General features: G+C 38.7%; 2 protein-coding genes. Both read right to left on the bottom strand.

Translation table 11 applies throughout. The annotated features are described in order from the left end of the window. Positions 1-407: 407 nt before the first annotated feature. Positions 408-665, bottom strand: a complete 258-nt coding sequence (locus tag ABF87_RS14490) for a carboxypeptidase-like regulatory domain-containing protein (RefSeq protein ID WP_160829830.1) — start codon at positions 663-665, stop codon at positions 408-410. Between the two features lie 83 nt (positions 666-748). Further along, positions 749-2,230 carry a serine protease gene (locus tag ABF87_RS14485; RefSeq protein WP_160829829.1) on the bottom strand — a complete coding sequence of 494 codons (1,482 nt, stop codon included), beginning with the start codon at positions 2,228-2,230 and terminating at the stop codon, positions 749-751. Positions 2,231-3,062 lie beyond the last annotated feature (832 nt).

The raw sequence follows: 3,062 nt of genomic DNA, 5'->3' as shown, positions 1-3,062 counted from the left end.
TTGTGTGGATCGCCGGGATCGAATTGGATCTGAAAAAAGCCTGGCAGGACAGGCGGGATAGCTGCATTAATGCCGGATTGGCCTTGGGTTGTCCGCCGTTACTGGGATGACTCTAGCGGCAGTGCTGCTGAGGACTTTTATGATAATTAAATAAAAATCGGCACAATTTGCCAACCAAAGCACGATTCTTTTCCTCACGTTACCCCGTGGAGATTTTGGATTACTTATTTACTTTTAGTGAAATGTCAGCGTATAGCTACTTGTTGTTTTTAGAGATTTTCCCCTTCTAGTAAAACAACTGTTATTGCGCAAAGGCCATTCTTCTAAAAGTAACTCGTTCTGAAAAAAACGTAGAGAATAAAAAGTAAAAACTTTTTACCGGGGTTATAAGTTATAAAATTAAGTAATTACTCAACAAAGATTTTTATTGCTTCCATCTTATGGGTTACCACCACTGTTTTTTTTCCTTCTTCTCCTTTTAATCCATATGCTCTTATTTGATATTTTCCAAGCGGTACATTTTCCAACGAGAATTTTCCTTCAAAATCAGTCATTGAGGCAATCTCAGGAAAAGAACCGTTACCATCAATAATAATTACAGATGCGTTTTCAACCGGGGTTCCGTTCTCAGAATTTATAACTTGTCCATGTATGCTTAAAATCATATCGAAATTTTTCCGTAAAGTTAAATTCAAAAGCACATCATTAATAATTAATCAATGATGTGCCTTATTTATACAGTTACTAATTATGAAATCGAACTCCATTTTTTCAGATTGTTAAACACTGCTGGCGTAATACGTGTTGCTGAATTACCAGAGCTATTTCCATAATTGTGAATGCCAATTACGTACCTCTTTCCATTGAGTTTAATGTAAACAGGCGCTCCACTCTGTCCACCCACTGTGTCTAATTCATATATCAGTGTTTTACCTGTTACAGTTTTAATTTTTCGTCTCATACCCCATAACTGAGCAAAAGGCTTATCACCCGGATATCCAAATAGAATTGCTGATTTAGTGAGCAGAGTCTCGCCACTTGGAGAAGCATACCCAAATTTACCTAATTTTTTTTCTCCGAATGCTCCCGCAGGAAGAACAATGCAACCATAGTCATGTTCCGGTTTCTTTGAGTTTACCCATCCTTTAACAGAGCGGAAAGTCATAGATTCTGATGATCCATAGGGCTTTGTTGAATCATTGGCTCCAGGAATTACTTCCACTTTTCGCGCCCATCCGCCTTGGTTATGTAAATAAACACAATGTCCAGCAGTGGCAACTGTTCTGGCTCCGATGAAAAAGCCAGTTCCCCTGTAAGTCTTTCCACTTGGGAAAGTAATACGCAATGCACAAATACGTTGCCACGGGTCATTTGTAGTATTGGTGATTCGCTTACGGTCATCTTTTCCTATAATGACTTCCATTGCAGCAGCAGCTTCAGTAATAAGAGAAGTTAATTCTTCACCTAATTCTTCTCCCGATTCATTCATTGGTTTTTCATTTGCTGCTTCCAGAAACTTAGCAAATACACTTAAAATATTTTTACCGGCTCTGGGTATTACTTTTCCAGCAACAACCTTTGGAGCACTAGCTGCAATTTTCTTAACCCCTACTCGAGCTCTCGGTGATAATTTGCTCATTACTCCTTTTGCCACAGCAGGGCCTATGCTAGAAATAAGTGTAGGTACTAATGCAGCGAGAAATGGAAATATTTCTTCTTGACTACCTACCTCTTGTCCATTCTCAAATCCGCCTTCAATTGCCGTCCCCGCTTCCCTTATTTCTTCAGATTCGCCGCCAAGTAATCCGCCAACCACACTACCTATCACATCAAATAACCCTTCTTCATTAGATTCTTCCGAGTAATTTTCGGTCAATTTATCGGGTGCAGCCTCATAATATTCTTCACCCGATTCTTGATTAGGATTACTAATTTCTTCACTGAATTCCGCAGATTCTTCAGCGCTTTCTGTTCCTCCTGTAGTGATTGGGGCTTCTCCAATTGTTTCTTCTGAAGAATATTCACCATCCCCTTCGCCAGATCCAATTAGTGAATTTTTGAAATTCAAGTAGCTACGGCTGGTGCTTGTACCTATGTCTGAGTCATCAGATTGATAAGATAATACCGTTTTACTTTTTTTAACGTTAGCGTTTGAACTTGTATTGATTGGAATATCACTATTTTGTTCATCCATTGTTTGTTCATTGCTTAAGCCATATGCGTTTTCCATGATTACTCTCCTCATAAATAAATATTGAATGTGCAGATCAGTTGATCTGCATGAGAACTTTACTTATCTACTTAAAACTCATCTGTGAGATAAAACACTATTCTCATCAGAAAATAATCAAAAATTCCGATCAAGAATTTAGATATAGCTCTACAAACAAAGGTAATCCTCCAGATTTAGGAGCAAAACAGTAGAGCTTATCTACGATAACGGACGCGGTTTATTGATGAAGAAGCAAAGATTAATTGGAGGCAGGTCATGCTGAAATTGAAGCAAGCTGAGGGAGCGCTACCTGAGACTGATTTATGCCGGTATGGAATCAGCTATGTAAATTCTACAAATGACACAGTGGGAAGTAGAGGACAAGTTAGCTGGAAATTGTCTCGGCCTGCGGGAAATGTGCAACGATGAAATTATCAATTACTCTTTGACGTTGCTATGAAAATATATTTAAATACAGTCAAACAGTTAATTTGTGTCGTTTTAAGCATATTCTGCGTCTTTCAAACGCCATAATGACTGAATTACCGATTGAGCTAATGTGTTCTTTACCTTCTGTTGATGCGCAATTCAAAATTTGATGGTTTCATAAATCAATAAATGATTAATTTTATCGACCAGACTGACCAATTTATTGGTAGCGAAAAGAAAAAGTTTGTCAAATAAAACAAATCGATGAACACCCAAGAACTCTTCCTGATCGTGATGGTGATCATTTTCTCAGTCCCCTATCTGATCTGGCGGTTGGGGAAAACCGATTATTGGGCGCCGTTGGTGGTTGTGCAGATTTGCATCGGCATTTTACTGGGACCCGGAGTTTCGGGAGCACTCT

Source organism: Nitrosomonas sp. JL21 (assembly GCF_009833095.1).
In the GTDB taxonomy this organism is placed as follows: Bacteria; Pseudomonadota; Gammaproteobacteria; order Burkholderiales; family Nitrosomonadaceae; genus Nitrosomonas.
The sequence above is the reverse complement of the archived record's forward strand: the minus strand, read 5'-3'. Positions and strand labels throughout refer to the sequence as shown.

Excerpts from the sequence above, each read along its gene's own strand:
- ABF87_RS14485 (WP_160829829.1), bottom strand. The coding sequence starts at position 2,230 with ATGGAAAACGCATATGGCTTAAGCAATGAACAAACAATGGATGAACAA.
- ABF87_RS14490 (WP_160829830.1), bottom strand. The coding sequence starts at position 665 with ATGATTTTAAGCATACATGGACAAGTTATAAATTCTGAGAACGGAACC.